Origin of the sequence: Clostridium saccharoperbutylacetonicum N1-4(HMT) (assembly GCF_000340885.1) — a bacterium.
GTDB lineage: Bacteria > Bacillota > Clostridia > Clostridiales > Clostridiaceae > Clostridium > Clostridium saccharoperbutylacetonicum.
This window is the reverse complement of record NC_020291.1, coordinates 4,001,516-4,018,266: the sequence shown is the minus strand read 5'-3', so window position 1 is coordinate 4,018,266 and position 16,751 is coordinate 4,001,516. Positions and strand designations below refer to the sequence as shown.

The window sequence follows — 16,751 nt, the reverse complement described above, 5'->3', positions numbered from 1 at the left end:
TGAATTTTTCGTGGGGTGTTTTGATTTCTAATTTTTTTGATTCCCATTATTTAAGTTTGTTTGAGTATTTATAGCATGTGCTCTTGGCTGCACAAATAAAGGAAAACATAAAACTAATTGCATATATATTTTTCTATTTATTAGTACTTCCTTACAATATTGATGTTGATAGATGTATATTTGATCAGATACTTATATAGACCTTAATTAATAATTCATAAATTGTTTTAAAGATATGTTTTATCTAATACATATGGAAAGATTTTTTATAAGATATAAAATCTTGTATTTTGGAGTTATTAATATTTAAGATTCATGCTAAATTTTTAAATATTTATTTGAAAAAATCAGAAAATATGTGAAATAATATTGAGTTTTTGAAGATTATAAGCACAATATGCTAAAAGGAGTCCTAAATTAATACTAATTTACATATTATGTACTCGATTTCATTTATATTTCAAAATTGACTTTTATTTCAATATATTGTATTATTTTTAAAATAAAGGTTGGAAATATATTAATTGAAAAATATTAATGTTATTTTATTATTATTTAGGCAATTATATCTGCTAAAAATTATGAATAACACAAAAATAGATTAGTTTGTTGCAATTGGATTGAGATTTTTAGTTATAGCAACATAAAAGTAAGTTTACATCAGTTAAGGCGTGTATAGTTATAAAGAAACAAAAAAAGTATATCACGAACATAAAGATAACTGAACTTAGATTTGATTCATAGAGGAAGAATGTATGCAATAAATAACACTAGTAATATTTATAATAAATTTTAAGGTTTTATGCATAAAAACGAGTTGATTAAGGAGATGTAGAATATGTATGATGAAATTCAGATGAAAGAATTATTAATTAAGAGACAAAAAGAAAATAATTCAGAGGAGAAAAGTGTATTATATTCAACTCAAAAGTCTATTTGGGTTACACAAAAGCTTAATCCTAAAAGTTCATTATTCAATGTAGGTGGATATAATACTTACTATGGAAGGATAGACATAGGCATTTTTACAAAAGCATTTGAAAAAATTATAAATGAACAAGATATATTTTGCCTGAAATTCTTCGAAGAAAATGGGGAAGTATACCAAAAGGTTAGTGAGAGAAAAGAATATAAAATCTTTTACTGTGAGCAATTAAATAACGATGAAGAAGTTATGAAATATATAAGTAGAGATATGGAAGAACCCATTTCTTTGGATGAGCAATTATTCAAGACTATTATTTTTAAAGTATCTGATAATAAATATTATGCTTTTTTCAAGGTACATCATATCATAAGTGATGGTTACAGTATTAGTATATTAGTTAATAGACTTATAGATTTATATGTGACTTTACAAAATAAGAGCGAATCAGAATTTAAGTTAGAACATTCGTATTTTGATTTGATTAAAGATGAAATGGAATATAAATTATCTGAAAGATGTAAAAAAGATGAGAAGTTTTGGATGGAAAAGTTAAATGTAGAAAGACATTTAGCTTTTGAAAGTTGTAGAAATAATGGCAATAATAAAAATGAAGGTATAAACAGATTAAGTGTAAAACTTAATAAAGAAATATTTGAAGAAATAGTTCAATTTAATAAAAAAAATAATACTTCAGTTTTTGATTATTTAATCGCTGCTATTTATATTACCAATCGAATGTATAATAACGACTCATTCATATTGGGTCTTCCAGTACTCGGAAGAAATGTAAGCGAGGCGAAGAAAATAATGGGAGCATATATAACCATGATGCCTTTTTTTCTAAATGATAGGGAGTATAAAAATATTATTGAGATTATAAAAGCAGTTAAGAAAAATTTAGTTAATTGCTATAGACATATGAAATATTCAATGTTTGATTTAAGTGAAAAAATAAAACAAAATGGCTTACTATACAATATTTCTTTTTCTTATCAGCGAACAAAATATCCGGATAAGATGGGAGATATAAAAACAACAACTACTTACACAAATCAGGGAGATCAACAAGAGGATTTAGTTATACATTTGGTTGAAAATTTGGACAAACCGGATGATGATGTCATTATTTACTTTGATTATAAAAGGAATTTATTTAGGGAGGATATAATTAGCGAAATTTTAAATAGGTTTGCTAATTTGTTAAAAGAATTATATAAGTATCCAGATAAACTACTTTCTGATTATGTGACAGTTACAGACGAGGAACAAAATAAAATATTAGACGTATTTAATAATACTAAAGTGGAATTTCCAAATGAGAAATGCATACATGATTTTTTCGAAGAAAAGGCTGAGGAAATGCCAGATAATGTAGCAGTGAAGTTTAAAGATAAAAGTTTAACATATAAGGAGTTAGATTGTATAGCAGACAAATTAGCAGTGTATCTACAAAAAAATGGAATCGGAACAAATAATCTTGTAGGAATATGCATGGAACGATCTATAGAAATGGTTATTGCTATTATGGGTATTTATAAAGCAGGAGGAGCATATGTTCCAATAGATCCTGAATATCCAGAAGAACGGTTGAAATACATGATTGCTGATTCAAAAATATCTATTATGCTGACACAAAGTAAATTTATCAATGTATTAGATTATAAAGATATAGAAATTATAGAGTTAGATAATAAATTAAAAATTATTGAACAAGAAAAAAGAGAAGAACTAATTAGAAAGGTAAAATCGGATAATTGGGCATATATGATTTATACATCCGGTAGCACAGGTCGCCCAAAAGGTGTTATTAATATCCATAAGGCATTAGTAAATCGTATTGTTTGGATGCAAAATAATTTGCAAATTGGTGAACATGATGTAATCCTACAAAAAACTCCATTCAGTTTTGATGTGTCAGTTTGGGAATTTGTATGGTCGCTTATGATGGGAGCTACTATAGTAATGGCAGAACCTGGAGGACATCGTAATCCAGAATATTTAGCAGAGATAATAAAAAAAGAAGAAGTTACTACAATTCATTTTGTTCCATCAATGTTAAGAATCTTTGTAGATGAACCTAAGAGCGAAGAGTGTACAAGCTTAAAACGTATTATTTGCAGTGGAGAAGAGCTAAAAGTGGATTTAAAAGACAAGTGTTTAAAAAATTTTGATGCTAGTATATATAATTTATATGGTCCAACTGAAGCTGCAATTGATGTTTCATATTGGAAATGTGATGAAGATTCTGATTTAAAAATAGTTCCTATTGGACGACCTATAGATAATATTGAATTGTATATACTAAATAAGGACTTAAAAATGTTACCAGTAGGTGTAGCAGGTGAGCTTTATATATCTGGGGTTGGTTTGTCAGTAGGTTATTATAACAAAGAAGAATTAACAAAAGAAAGATTTATTAATAATCCATATAGTAAACAGGGTTATAAAAGAATGTATAAGACTGGAGATTTAGCTAGATGGTTACCAGATGGAAATATTGAGTACTTGGGAAGAGTAGATTTTCAAGTTAAAATTAATGGATTAAGAATTGAACTTGGTGAAATAGAATACCAATTGAGTATTTTACCAGAAATTAAAGAAGCAAAAGTAATTGACTGTATAGATAAGAGAGGAAATAAATGTCTGATAGCTTATTGCACAAAAGAAAGTGAATTTATTTATGAAATAAAACAATTGAAGAAACTTTTAAAAGAAAAGATGCCAGCCTATATGGTGCCATCAGCATTTATTTATATGGAACAATTGCCTCTTACACCTAATGGAAAATTAGATAGAAAAGCACTTCCTGAAATTTCAGATGTTCTTGAAGAAAGAGAATATGTAGAAGCTATAACAGAAGAAGAAAAGTTATTAGTAGAGTTATTTAAAGAAATTTTAGGCATAAAGCAAATTGGAATTAAAGATGATTTTTTTGAACTGGGGGGGACTTCTTTAAAAGGCATACAATTAGTAAGTAAGTATAAAGCTATAACAATTCAGGACTTATATAATTATCCTACAATAGAAGAGATTATGAAATATGTTCATACTAGAAAGCAAGTTGATAGTGGATGTATTGTTCCATTAAAAGAAAATAAAAATAGTAGTAGAAGTATAGTTTGCATACCTTATGGAGGCGGAGTACCTATAATTTATAAAGATTTAGCGGATAAAATGCCAGATGATTTTTCGGTTTATTCAATTAGTTTGTCTGGACATGATTATACAGCATCAAAAGATGATTTAAAGAGTATAGAAGAAATGGCAAAAATCATTACTGAAGATATAATTAAATATGTTCAAGGTAGAATTATACTTTATGGACATTGTGTTGGATGTGCATTGACTTATGAAGTGGCAAGGCAATTGAATAAGAGAGAAAAAAATATAGAACGAGTATTTATGGCGGCTAGTTTTCCATTTTTCTCAAAAAACATAAGAGGGAAGTTAAGCAGAAAACTTATTAAATATTATTATTTAAAAGATAATAGGACTTTGAAATTCATAAAGAAAATTGGTGGATTAGAAGAAGACATAAATCCAGAAACAGTTAGTAAAGTTTTAACATGGTTTAGGCATGATGGAAATGAAGCAATGAGATATTTTGAGGAAATTCAAAATAAAAATATTGACTATAAAATTAAAAATATGAGTGTTATTACTGGAACTAATGATCCTATAACAAAGTATTTTACTAATGAAGTATGGAGGTGGTCTGAGTTTGCAGAAAATACAAGATATTTAATTATGAAGGGCGCAACACATTATTTTGTTAAAAATCGTGTTGATGAGTTATCTAATATTCTAATAAGTGAAATAAATTAAATTTATTTAAATAATAAAGGGGCGATTTATAATGAGTAATATTAAAAAAGAACAATTAACAGTGGGGAAGTTTAGTTTACTAAGTGCATTATTTTTAGTTCTAGCTGGAATTTCATATGTTAATGTTCCTTATGCACAAAAACTAATTATTTTTAGTGAAAGTTATTTTGAATCTTTTAATCAGAATTTAGTACCTTACTTTGGTTTTTGGATATTCATGTTTATTCAAGCAATGTTTATGATAGGAGTATTATTATTTTTTAAAAAAGTTAACCATAAATTAGAAGAAAGTCCAATATTTACTTGGATTTCAACTTTAGCGATTATTGGATATATGTTAATGGGGTTAACATATATATCTAGATTATACTATATGCCTAATGTAACCAATGCTTATTTGAATAGTTCTGCTGGGACTAAAGAAACGATTGTGGCTTTAGGCACAATGGAATTTGATAAATTTATTATGTCTTATGGATTTTCTTCATTATGGTTTATTACTTTAGCTATCTATAGTATTAGATATAAATTATTTAATAAAGCTATTACTACATTAAGTGTTATTATATCGCTAGGATATGCAGTTGCTTTATTGGGTTATTTTATTAGAACAAGAATTTTAACAACAGGTAGTTCATGTTTAGTTATTCTGTTTCCAATTTGGGCATTTCTGATATACAAACATATAAAGAATATAAATAATGAGGTGAGGTAATGAAAAAAGTTGGAATTGTAGGAGGCATGGGGCCTGAATCTACAATAGAATATTACAATAAAATAGTTTATGGCTATCAAAAAAAGCATCCTAAAGACTATTTCCCTAATATGGTAATTGAAAGCATTAATATATTTGAGATGCTAGAATTATGTAAAACAAAAGATTTTGAAGCTTTAACTGAGCTCTTATTAAATGCAATTAAAAATGTTGCTGCTAGTGGTGCAGATTTTGCAGTTCTTGCAGCAAATACACCACATATAGTTTTTGAAGAATTAAAAGAAAAATCACCTATTCCACTTATTAGTATTGTGGAAGAAACTTATAAAAAAGTAGAGGAAGATAAGTTAAAGGTTGTTGGATTATTAGGAACTTCGTTTACTATGGATGCTGATTTCTTAAAAAAACCTTTTAGAGATAATGGAATCAAAATAGTAATTCCAGAAGAAACAATTCGTAATTTTATAAATGATAAAATAACTAAAGAGTTAGAATATGGAATAATTAAAGATGACACAAAACAAAAATTTATTCAAATAATTAAAGAATTAAAGGAAAGAGAAAAAGTAGAAGGGATAATATTAGGATGCACAGAATTGCCCTTGTTACTTAAAGACGTAGAGTTGTCACTAAATGTTTATGATACTATGGAGATACATGTAAATAGCATATTATCAAATATAATTAATTTAAAATGAAAGGAAAAAAATTATGAAAAAGTGTAGGAAAGGTTTGTGTATAGCATTTAGTGGAATATTACTACTAGTAGCAATATTATTAGTAAGAACATTTATGTTTGTTCCAAAATACGAAACAAAAGCAACATCTCTGGAAAGGCAAAATGCACAAATTGATGAGGATAAGGCAATTTCTGATTTGTCTGAGGCTATAAAATATAAGACAGTCTACGATTATGATAATTCTAAAGTAGATACAAATGCCTTTTTACAAATGCATAGTTTTATTGATAAATCCTTTCCAAACTTAACAAGAAGTCTAGAAAAGCAAGTTATTAATAAGTATAGTTTGCTTTATAAATGGCAAGGACAAGAGGATGATGATGCTATAGTTCTTATGGCACATATGGATGTAGTTGGAGGAGAAACAGGTTCAGAATCAGACTGGGATTATCCTATGTTTTCAGGACAAGTTACTGATGATTATATATATGGTAGAGGAACGTTAGATATAAAAGGTCAACTTATAGGAATATTGGAGTCTATTGATCAACTTGTAAAAGAAGGCTATGTTCCTAAAAAAACAATTTATATTGCAATTGGACATGATGAAGAATTAGGAGGAAATGAAGGTAATAAAGTTATTGCAGAAAAATTAAAAGAACAAGGCGTTAAAGTTGATATGGTATTAGATGAAGGTGGATATATTGTAAAAGGGGTAGTTCCTAAAGTAGATTTACCAGTGGCTTTAGTTGGCATTGAAGAAAAAGGATATGTAAGTTTGAAACTAACAGCACAAGGAAAGGGTGGGCATTCTTCAATGCCTGATAAGGAGATGGCTATTAATGATATAGCATCTGCATTAGATAAATTAAAGGATTCCCCTTTTGATGCTAAAATTGATGGGCCTACAAAAGAGTTTTTAAATAATGTAGAACCTAAGATGCCTTTTATATCTAGATTAGCAATTAGTAATCAATGGTTATTTAAACCTATAATATTAAATATGTTGTCTAATTCACCATCTTCAAATGCAATTATAAGAACTACAATTGCACCAACAATTATTTCAGGAGGAGTAAAGGATAACGTAATTCCGCAAACATGTGAGGCAATCATTAATTTTAGAATATTCCCAGGGGAAACTGTCGATAGTGTAAGAGAAAAAGTTGAAGAATATTTAAAAAATGAAAATGTTAAGGTCGATATAGTAGGTTCATCTTGGAATCCTTCAAAGGCATCTAATAGTAATTCAGATGAATATAAGGAAGTTGAACAGGTAGTTAATACTATTTTCCCAGATACCTTGGTTTCACCTTATTTGGTTGTTGGGTGTACTGATTCTAGATATTATCAAAATATTTGTGATGAGATTTTTAGATTTACTCCAGTAGTTCTCGAAAAAGAGGATTTAAATAGATTGCATGGGGTGAATGAGAGAATTAGTAAGAAAGGATATATAGATATGATTCAATATTATTACCAACTAGTAAAGGGATTAAAATGATTTGGTAAAATAAGATGAAATTTTAATTCAATATTTAATTACTTAAAGAGGTATTAAATGGTTAAAACATATGCTTTTAATATTGATGAATATATAAATGAAAAGAAAATAGAAGAAGTTTCACATAAATTAGTTAATGTTTTCTGCTAAAACTTTACTCTTAAACTCAATCACTAGAAAGAAACAATACGCAACACCTTAAAGCGCTGCTTCAAGCTATTGCCTTGTTATTTAAAGAAAGTTGTCCTTTAGAAAATGCGTATATAGAAATACTAACTATATATAGTGTAAGAATAATAAATGAATATAGTAATAAGAGTATATAGCTATAGGTAATTATAAATTGGAATAATGTACAAATGAGTATATTTGGAGTGGTGCAGCCACAAGGAGCACGCAGTGCTCCTCATATATTTATTCCTTGCTGCCGGTAGGCCATGTGATCAAGGAGAAGTACAAGCTGTATTGCTATAACTAAGCTTGTATATATATAAATAAATGTAATGATGAAAAATGGATAAAAGAGTATACAGCTTGTACTTCTCTTCCTTCTGGAGGAACAGTAACAATTAAAATACCTGCAACTGTAATAGCATAAATTGATTTTTTGAAAAGATAATTAAATATAAAGTTTATAAAAGGTACTTGCAGAAATGTAGGTATCTTTTAATGTTGCTACATAATTGTAGAAAATGATGGAAGAATCCTGGAATTTAGAGATAGCTTAGAGCTAAACAATATTACAATAGGAATATATCTTGTGTTGAGTTCCAGTAGTTTTAGAATATCATAACAAATTAAATACAAAGAGTAATCGATAAAATTAATTTCATAAAGTACACAATAAAAATATCATTATATCAAAATATACAAAAATATATAAAAAGTAACATATTGAAAAAAAATACAAATATGGTAAAATAAAAAATGTAAGCAATTAGGAAAAAAGTATATTAAAAAAATACTTTTTTAGAATTGTTGTAAAAAAATATAAAAGGGGTGGTTTTTGTGAAAAACAGAATTATTGCTACAATTATCGGGATGAGCATGATGTTAACTTGTAGTCCTGTCTTTGCAAGGGACAATACTATTGTTAAACACGTAAATAATGTCAAATTAGAGGACAAGTCTACTGAACTATCATCTAAAGCTTCAAACTCAGATATGTTTAAGACAAAATTGAAATTAGGTAAGCCAGAAATTAAATTTAATGAAAATTCTTTAAAAAATGTAAAAGAAAATGTAAAATCAAAATCAAATTTCCTTGCAGCAGACAATCAGACTACAACTGGTTCAGCTGTTACTATTAATGATAGTCCAAATAATGCTTACACCATAGACATTGGATCTATTTATGGTGATTCCATAACAAGTGAAGGGGCAGAAAGATGGTATGCTTTTAATAATTCATTTATTCAAAAGCTTACAGTAATTATGCAGGCACCAAACAGTACTAACATTGACTATGACTTGTATTTATTTAAATACAATGAGCAGACTAACGATTTAGATTTGGTTGCAGACTCATTATATTCAGGTAGTGCAAACGAACATTTAAGTACAATTGGCCAAAAAGGGATCTACTTTATTGGAATAAATTCAGTAAAAGGTTTTGATGATAAAAATCAATTTCAACTTGCAGTAATGTCTTCGGATAAATATGGTTCAAATGAACCTGATGATAACATATTTCAAGCAAAAGAATATGCTAATTCATTATCTATAGAGGATACGATAGATAATGAGTTTGATGAAGATTGGAGTAAACTTCAATTAAATGAAGATACGAATGGTATTTTATCATTCCAAAATTCATCAAGTAAAGGAGATTATGAGGTTAAATTATATGATGAAAACCGTTCTTTAATAGCTACTTTAAAAAATAATAATTCACTAGCCAAAACATTTCCTAAAGGAATTTATTATACAAGGGTGTTAAGTTTATCAGGTGCGGATCCAGATGCCACTTATAAGCTTAAGTTTGAAAAAAAGGTTCCAATAGATTCCAATATAACTCGAGCAACAATAACTAATATTTCTACTAATGCAAATGGTGGTTATATGGATTATGGATATGGAAAGAAATGGAGAGTATATTATGAGATGACTGTCCAAGGAACTGCTTATAATAAAGCTGGTATTCCAGTTGCAAATCAACCAATTGCAGCAGGAACAGTAGTACGTTTAAATAATAAACCATGTAACCAAACTGGCATGACTGATGCTAATGGAAATTTTTCGATTTCAATACACCTAGGGCCAGCTGTTGGAGAATACTCATTCGATAATAGAATAAGTACACATTATTATGATATAATACCATTTTTTATGGTAGCTGGTAATGGCGAGATTTCTACAAATGTAAATTCATTATATCATTTTGCTTATTCTATGTATAACTAATTTGTACAATCTCTAATAAAAATTATTACATTAATAAAGTTACATAATATATAACGTAATTTATTATATATTGTGTAACTTTTATTTTTATATTTAATCTATGATTGAGAATAAAATATACTTTGTGGGTGTGAAAAAGGTATTTTAGTATTCAAAGATTTAATTGTTTGTGAATGATGGAGAAAGGCTTTGGGACAAGAGTAAAGATACATGTATTAAGAGTTCTTTGAAAGTTTAATAAGGAGGTTTTGACAAAATATGCTATAATACTAATAGATAAATTATAATTTGTTTTTAGGAGATATAATGAAAATAAGAGAAGAATATACTTGTCCATTAGAATTAGTACACGATATGATTAAGGGAAAATGGAAATCTATTATATTATGGCGATTGCGCCTAGGCGCTACATCATTGGCTAGATTAGAAAGAGATATTGATGGAATTAATCAAAAAATGCTACTAGAGCAATTGAAAGAATTGATTGAATATGGATTTGTAGAAAAGAAATCATTTGATGGATATCCTCTTCGTGTAGAATATTCATTAACAATAGGGATGGGAATGCAAATAGTCAATGCTCTAAAAATTATGCAATGCATTGGAATTGGCTATTTAAAAGAACATGGTATGGAAAAAGTATTAATTGAAAAGGAAGTTATTTCAGAGTAATACCCACAAAAAAGTTGGTAATTTACGTTATAGATGCTCTTTGCTATAATTTGCCTATAAATAAGAGTGTTGGAGGTAATTACAATGGTAATAACAAGTACAGGTATTATAAAAGGAATGATTCAAGATCAATATGGCAGTCGTGGAGAATATTTTAATGAAAATGGAATTCCTACTTTTTCCCTTCCATTAAAAATAGAAAATGCTCCTGCCAATACTGTTTCATTTGCAATAGTATTAGAAGATAAAGATGCTTATCCAGTAACAGGAGGTTTTGCATGGATACATTGGCTTGCTGCAAATATTAGACGTAATGAATTGAAAGAAAATGAGAGTCAGACAGCAGATGATTTTATACAGGGTACAAATAGTTGGACTAGCTTACAAGGAAATCAACAATCAAGAGAACTTTCTTGCTATTATGGTGGTATGATGCCACCAGATAAAGCACATGTTTATGAGATTCATGTTTTTGCTTTAGATAAAATATTGAATCTAGAAAAAGGTTTTTTATTAAATGATCTATATCATGAAATAGAAGGACATACTTTAGGACAATATACATTGAAAGGAACTTATGAAAAGTAGTCTTATAAAAAAATCAAAATAAACATTCGAAAAGTTACAGACAAATTCCAATTTCGTACTATATAAGTGTAGACATTAAGTGAAATATCACTTAACTATCTACACTTATTTCTTTTATAATAAAAGAAATACTTGATTTTTATTAGCAGGTTTATTGTTTATGTAATTCACAATTCTTAATTAATGTATAATAGTAAATTATGGCAAATTAAAGATTATAAAAAAAGACATAGATAAATTATAATTTGTGTATTAACTTAAATATATTTATGTATAGAATTTATATTAAAAGTAATGCTGTGAGGTGATAATGCCATTGAAAGAAATAACAACATACGAATTTAAAATTATTACTAATGAGGAAGAGCTTTGGAATAAAGTAATTGATTTTGCTAAAAAATGTTCGTGGAGAGCTGGAAAATCTCTTGCACAAAAAATGATAAAAAATAAATTCGTTGATTGGGAAAGAGTTATTGTTGTTGCTGAAAATCAAAATATAGTTGGATTTTGCACTTTTACTAAAAAAGATAGTATTCAAGATATCCAATATGCTCCATACATTGGATATGTGTTTGTTGATGAATTTCATAGAGGAGAACGATTAAGTGAAGAATTAATTAGATTTTCAATTAATTATGCTAAAGAAATTGGTTTTAATGAAATATATATTGTAAGTGGAGAAATAGGGCTTTATGAAAAATATGGATTTGTTAAAATTGATGAAAAATATCATAATGGAAGTATAGAGCAAATATTTATAAAGAGATTCTAATAGATTAGGCATTTATAAGAAATTCAAAAACTAATTTATAGCATGTTACCAAAGTTGTTTTTACAAATTCCTATTTATCGTTCAGGTAATTTGTAATCTTCATAAGATGTGTAGAAATAAAGATTTTGTATTTACTACATTATTGTAAATAATTATGGTGGACAATTGGTTATGGAACTACATACGCAGTAACTCCAGAAGCTTTTCCAAATGGTTTAGCTTCAACTTGTACAAAAGAACAAGCTATAGAATGGCTTAAGGATGAAGCTGAAAATTGTGCTGAAAGAATTAAGTCTGCTTTAGTTAATGCAAATGTTACATTAACACAAAACGAATTAGATGCTTGTATAAGTTTTGCATATAACTGCGGAACTGGTGCATTATTAGCCTCTACATTCTGGAAGAACGTTATCTCTGGTGTAAGAGATACAGCTACAATTGTAGCTAATTTACAGACGTGGTCAAAAGCAAATGGAGTGACTAGTACTGGATTATTAAAAAGAAGAAATAGTGAAGCAGCATTATTTTTAAATGCAGATTACACAGTAAATATATAATATGATATAATGCATGTGGCTGAATTGCACAAAAATTAGCTAATACAAGGTAGATTGAGTAGAAATGCTTAGTCTACCTTTATTTTTTGTCTGAAAAGTTGTATTTGTAAATGTACTTAAATAAAAATAATTCATAGTATATATGTTAAAATAAGTTCTTAGCAATGATTATTGTTACTTTAATATAAAATTATAAGCTATATTTTTTTATCTAAAATAAAAAGTCAGTATCCGTAGCTACCCCACCAGTCCATTTTGCAAGACTAGTATAATTTATGTAAATACTTAATTTAATTTTATATTTAAATATCAATAAATAAAAATTAGTGTCCCATTTTATATATTTTATAGTTTATATAAATAATACTTAACATATAAAATGGAGCACTTTTTTATATAGATTAAGAATCAAATTTACAGAATTTTTAAATTGTCTCTACCTCCAATATTAAAAGCAGCAGAAGTACTATATAAATGAAATTTCTGTTACTTTTTAACTATCAATTCCTACAACTGCAAATGCACTATCTATTGAGTTAACTTCACTACTATTTGAACCATACAAATCAGTAGCAGCTTGAGCTAAAGCATCTTTAGCTCCAGAAAAATCAGTAGTTGGATACATATACTCGGTTAATGCTCTATAATATATTTTGGCAGTCTTCTCATTTCCTATGGATTTAGCTACTAAATAAGCAGCTTTGTTAGGAATACCTGAATTGGTGTGAACTCCGCCATCATCTGAGGAAGTATTTACATAGTTACTCATATTATCTGGTTGGTCATATAGTGTTGGATTAGCTAAACTTCTAAGAGCATCTCCTGCTATTTTAGGTGTATACACTTTATCGCCAACAACCCAGTCAGAAGGATCAAATTTCCATGTGCCACCATTTTTAACATTATATTTATCATAAGTTTCAATAAGAACTCCAAACACATCTGAGATAGATTCATTAAGTGCACCAGATTGATCTTCATAATTTAAGTCAGCAGTTCGTTCTGTAACTCCATGAGTCATTTCATGCCCAACAACATCAAGGTCTCCACTTAAATAAGTAAAGGTAGTTCCATCACCATCTCCATAGACCATTTGAGAGCCATCCCAGAATGCATTATTATACTTATTAGCATAGTGAACTGTGGATGTTAAATTCATGCCTTTGTTATCAAGACTAGTTCTTCCAAATAAATTCTTGTAAAAATCATATACAACTCCACCGTAGTAATGAGCACTAACAGCAGCTTTTAAAGTTTCAGTATTAAAAGTACTAGTAGTATTAGTGATTAAGGTTCCAGGCTCTGTTTGTTTATTATTTGCAGTATAAGTTAATATTTGACTTTTAGAAGAAGCTTTTGAAGTATCTTTCAATTGATATTTGCCTGAAGATAAGTAAATGTTGATATTTTTAGTTGTTCCGTCAACAGCAGTGCCTGTACCTGTTGTAGCACCATCATATCTAATTCTATCTTCTTTCTTTAAGATTGTTCCTGAAGAAGCCTCAACATATACATCATAGTTTGTTATAGAAGGTTCGTAAAATTTAATATTAACTTTATAGGTTTTATAAGCTTGTCCATCTTTAATGTAAGCTATGGTTTCAACTGTAGGTTCATAAGCTAATTCTTTATATGAAAATTCTTTTTTGGCTATTTCTACAGCATCTGCTGCATTAAGAGATTTAGTTCCTAGCTGTGAAATATTTTCGATTTTGCTTTCTACTTGTCCAGTAATGTTAGTTACTTGTCCATTTTTATTATAATGGATAGTAACAAATTTGTCTTTTACAGGTATACCAGCAATATATTGTCCAATTTTAACATGTGTAAATCCTAATGAATCCTTTTCGGATTTCTCAACTTTCAGTTTATCTTTTACATTGTCTAATTTAAAGAGTGCTTTGTTTTCATCAATAAAATTGAGTGCAGCTTCAGTACTTGTAATTTTTTCTGAAGATAAAGTTCCTGAAATAAAGAACTTTCCTTCAGATGAGTCGATATTGTACTTAAGATTATTTCCAGTTAAGCCCTTAAACTTTTGTAAGATTTGAGCTTCGGAATTTTGCGGAGAATTTGCAACGTCAGCGGCTGAAGCTGAAACAGATGGGAAGGTTAGGATTAAACCAAAACTTAGTAATAGAGAAATAATTTTTTTACTCATGAGAATACCTCCTAATAAAATATTTTTTATATAATGATTGCAAGATGCAATTATTACCGCGATTTATAAAGTAAGTAATGGATTTTAATGCTATGCATTGATTTTGAAAATTTATTTAATTGTATATAAATGTAATTGAGGTTTTAGCTAAATACATTTATTAAAAAAAGGACATACACCTAATAATAGTGCATACCCTCTGGTTTTCCAGTCGGATGTATTCAATTAATATTTAACAAATTTTAGTTATCCTTGTTAAAATTATGTTAATTGGATTGTTTTATATAATATAACACTAAAACCATAAAATGTAAATAAGTATTTGAAATAATATGTTGATTAACTTGTTTTGTATAATATAATATTTAAACTATAAATTGTAAATGAGCATTTGGAATAATATAATGCCACTTCAAGTAATAAATTTGAGAAAAAATGTTAATTTGAGAAAATGTGTTATTTTTGAACTGGATATATATACGCTAAAATCAGATGTTTTTTCAATTAGCTTAGCTTGTTTAACAAGTGCCATATTTGCTAGTGGAGCATTATATGTTAGTACAGTTACACCAGATGGCTATAAAGTTGATGAAAATGGGGCATGGTTACATTAGAATTAAATATTTATATTTTTAGGGCAGCAAAGAGGAATTAATCTCCATGCCGCCCTTTTTAATTACCTATAATTTCTGCAAAAAAACAAACAATTTATAATTATTGTGAGAGTTTGTAGAGCAGTAGCCAGGAGCAATTAACTACTGCTTATTTTTGTGCAAAATTTTAAATAGCATGTTTACAGAATATGTTATAATTAATGCGTGATGATATAATTTAGCGAAATCAAAAGAGAGGATAAATTTGGTGTATACATGATTATCCGTTATTTGTATACTAAATTTAAATTGGAATTTGTTGGACAGTTTAAACTAAAAATTATTTAAGCGAGGTGTAAAAATGAGCGAGCATACGATGATACCAAAATTAGATATTCCAATACATGAATTTCCTGAAACAGATGAGTTGCCGCAAGGAGTAAAAATAGTAAAGTTAAAGGACACTTATGGCTATGGTATAGACTTTTTGCCCAATGTTACATACATTAACAGAAAGGGCAAGGACTTAAGCTTACAAATACTAATTCCGAAAAAGGGCAAGGAGGGTGAAAGAGAGAAATGTCCTACGATTATTTATATTCAAGGATCTGCATGGCATAAACAATCACTATACGCAAGTCTTAATAAGCTAATTAGAATGGCTGAGAAGGGCTATGTTGTGGCAATTGTAGAGTACCGCCCAAGTGACGAGGCTATTTTTCCAGCACAAATAGAGGATGCTAAAACTGCATATAAATTCATGAAAATGAACAGTGAAAAATATTTTGTAGATACTGAGAACATGATTTTCTGGGGAGATTCTAGTGGTGGACATACCGCCTTGATGTGTGGAATTACATGCAACGACTACCCCATAACAGAGGATTATAAGGAGCAAGAAGTAAATCCAAAATGTATTGTAGACTGGTATGGACCTACAGAAATTTATGAAATGGCTTGTTACCCTAGTATCGGTGAGCATGATGCCCCAGACTCTCCTGAGGGAATGTTGATTGGTGGACTTAGAATTTCTGAGAACAGGGAGATAGCTGAAAAAACAAATCCTGGGAGATACCTTAGTAAGGAAAAGTCAACACCACCTATTCTTATAATGCATGGGGGAAGTGATGCATATGTACATTTTAATCAGTCCTGCCGCTTGTATGCAAAGTTAAAGGAGCTTAATAAAGAGGTAGAGTTTGTAAAGTTAATTAACTCAAACCACGGATTTTTCGGGTTTAACTGCGACGAATCCTTGAGTATCGTTGATGAGTTTATAAAGAAACATATTATATAGATCACAAACAAATCAAAAACAAATAATATTTTTGAAGAAATGTCATCCTAATAAAT

Annotated in this window: 12 protein-coding genes; 11 read left to right on the top strand and 1 reads right to left on the bottom strand. The window is 28.5% G+C overall.

The features are described from left to right. Positions 1 to 838: 838 nt before the first annotated feature. The 9 genes from CSPA_RS18035 (at position 839) to CSPA_RS31020 (ending at position 12,644) form a co-directional block, all read left to right on the top strand. Entirely contained in the window at positions 839 to 4,753 is a 3,915-nt protein-coding gene (locus tag CSPA_RS18035) for a non-ribosomal peptide synthetase (RefSeq protein ID WP_015393791.1), read from the top strand. Between the two features lie 31 nt (positions 4,754 to 4,784). Further along, positions 4,785 to 5,468, top strand: a complete 684-nt coding sequence (locus CSPA_RS18030) for a hypothetical protein (protein ID WP_015393790.1) — start codon at positions 4,785 to 4,787, stop codon at positions 5,466 to 5,468. After that, the gene (locus CSPA_RS18025; RefSeq protein ID WP_015393789.1) at positions 5,468 to 6,166 is read left to right on the top strand and encodes an aspartate/glutamate racemase family protein; all 699 of its coding nucleotides are present in this window, start codon (positions 5,468 to 5,470) and stop codon (positions 6,164 to 6,166) included. The genes CSPA_RS18030 and CSPA_RS18025 overlap by 1 nt, the downstream gene beginning before the upstream one ends. 13 nt (positions 6,167 to 6,179) lie before the next feature. Then, the gene (locus CSPA_RS18020; RefSeq protein WP_015393788.1) at positions 6,180 to 7,652 is read left to right on the top strand and encodes a M20 family peptidase; all 1,473 of its coding nucleotides are present in this window, start codon (positions 6,180 to 6,182) and stop codon (positions 7,650 to 7,652) included. Positions 7,653 to 8,660: 1,008 nt separating this feature from the next. Then, positions 8,661 to 10,055 carry a hypothetical protein gene (locus tag CSPA_RS18015; RefSeq protein WP_015393786.1) on the top strand — a complete coding sequence of 465 codons (1,395 nt, stop codon included), beginning with the start codon at positions 8,661 to 8,663 and terminating at the stop codon, positions 10,053 to 10,055. Between the two features lie 306 nt (positions 10,056 to 10,361). Beyond that, positions 10,362 to 10,727 carry a winged helix-turn-helix transcriptional regulator gene (locus CSPA_RS18010; RefSeq protein WP_015393785.1) on the top strand — a complete coding sequence of 122 codons (366 nt, stop codon included), beginning with the start codon at positions 10,362 to 10,364 and terminating at the stop codon, positions 10,725 to 10,727. 84 nt (positions 10,728 to 10,811) lie between these two features. Continuing rightward, on the top strand, positions 10,812 to 11,315 hold the full coding sequence (locus CSPA_RS18005) for a YbhB/YbcL family Raf kinase inhibitor-like protein (RefSeq protein ID WP_015393784.1): 504 nt from the start codon (positions 10,812 to 10,814) through the stop codon (positions 11,313 to 11,315). 310 nt (positions 11,316 to 11,625) lie between these two features. Beyond that, positions 11,626 to 12,087 (top strand): GNAT family N-acetyltransferase, encoded by a 462-nt coding sequence (locus tag CSPA_RS18000; protein ID WP_015393783.1) that lies wholly within the window; start codon positions 11,626 to 11,628, stop codon positions 12,085 to 12,087. Between the two features lie 164 nt (positions 12,088 to 12,251). Continuing rightward, complete coding sequence (locus CSPA_RS31020; protein ID WP_081603993.1) at positions 12,252 to 12,644, top strand: lysozyme; 393 nt, start codon at positions 12,252 to 12,254, stop codon at positions 12,642 to 12,644. 493 nt (positions 12,645 to 13,137) lie between these two features. Here CSPA_RS31020 and CSPA_RS17995 read toward each other — a convergent pair whose 3' ends face one another. Next, positions 13,138 to 14,805, bottom strand: coding sequence for a M4 family metallopeptidase (locus CSPA_RS17995; RefSeq protein WP_015393782.1), 1,668 nt, complete (start codon positions 14,803 to 14,805; stop codon positions 13,138 to 13,140). A 383-nt stretch (positions 14,806 to 15,188) separates the two neighbouring features. Between CSPA_RS17995 and CSPA_RS17990 the strand changes: the two genes are divergently transcribed. Then, positions 15,189 to 15,419 carry a hypothetical protein gene (locus tag CSPA_RS17990; RefSeq protein ID WP_241393384.1) on the top strand — a complete coding sequence of 77 codons (231 nt, stop codon included), beginning with the start codon at positions 15,189 to 15,191 and terminating at the stop codon, positions 15,417 to 15,419. Between the two features lie 355 nt (positions 15,420 to 15,774). Beyond that, positions 15,775 to 16,695, top strand: a complete 921-nt coding sequence (locus tag CSPA_RS17985; protein ID WP_241393385.1) for an alpha/beta hydrolase fold domain-containing protein — start codon at positions 15,775 to 15,777, stop codon at positions 16,693 to 16,695. Positions 16,696 to 16,751: the final 56 nt, after the last annotated feature.